This window comes from Bacillus sp. AF62, from assembly GCF_050312695.1.
In the GTDB taxonomy this organism is placed as follows: Bacteria; Bacillota; Bacilli; order Bacillales; family Bacillaceae_G; genus Bacillus_A; species Bacillus_A cereus.
Genome location: NZ_JBNPJZ010000074.1, coordinates 1 through 1,009, shown reverse-complemented (window position 1 = coordinate 1,009; position 1,009 = coordinate 1). Strand labels below are relative to the sequence as shown.

The following is a 1,009-nucleotide window of genomic DNA, read 5'->3' as shown; positions in this document are numbered from 1 at the left end:
ACTATCATTCTTCCAGGAAAACGGATTTCTTTATGCATTCATTTTTGGATATTTATGAGTTTTGCAACACCCTCTTATATAGTAAAAATATATTAATAAGCCCTCCTATCCTTCCCGGCTAATGATTAACCGACAAAAAATCGGAATTTTACAAGATACATATGTAATATAACTACATATTTAAAACTGTTGGTATTCAATTCTAATAAATTGAATGTCAACAGTTTTAAAAGTCTCTATCCATTTTCACTTTCATTTGTTCGATATTTTGTAACATCATCATAGTGTTTAATATGGTAGGATGTCTATAAGTCAATTTCACTACAACTATGACTTGTTCTGCCCGTTTCTCAAAAAGAGTTATATTTATGCTACTACGCTTTAAAAATCCCCATTGTATGTATATGAATACTTCAAATTATTCCCTTTAAAAAACAGAGTCTAAATGGTTCATTACACTCTAATAGTTATAAAAACATAATATATAACTTCAGTTAAATAAATTGTATAAAGAAGGTGTAAAAATGAAGAATAAAATAAATTTACAAATGCAAAATATAAGCTTTGTTATAATAATGGCTTTAGCAGTATGGTTAAAAACATATCTTATTACGCGATTCAATTTTGATTTAAAAATCGAGTCTTCAACGCAAGAGCTTATTTTGTTTATTAGTCCTCTAGCCGCATCATTAGCATTTGTTGGATTAGCATTATTTTCAACTGGTGAAAAGCGAAATTATATAGCGCTATGTATTAATTTCTTATTAACAATCGTACTCGTTGGAAATGTAATGTTCTATGATTTTTATAGTGATTTCGTTACATTACCAGTACTTGGACAAACCTCAAACTTTGGACAATTAGGCGGCAGTATTATAGAAATATTAAACTACAAAATTATACTCGCATTCGTAGACATTGTTTTCTTCTTTATTTTGAGGGTGTTGCAAAACTCATAAATATCCAAAAATGAATGCATAAAGAAACCCGTTTTCCTGGAAGAATGATA

At 28.6% G+C, this 1,009-nt stretch carries 1 pseudogene; it reads left to right on the top strand.

From position 1 onward, the window contains the following. Positions 1–524: 524 nt before the first annotated feature. Positions 525–938, top strand: a pseudogene (locus tag ACQRBL_RS17820) (hypothetical protein); the annotation flags it as partial. Positions 939–1,009: the final 71 nt, after the last annotated feature.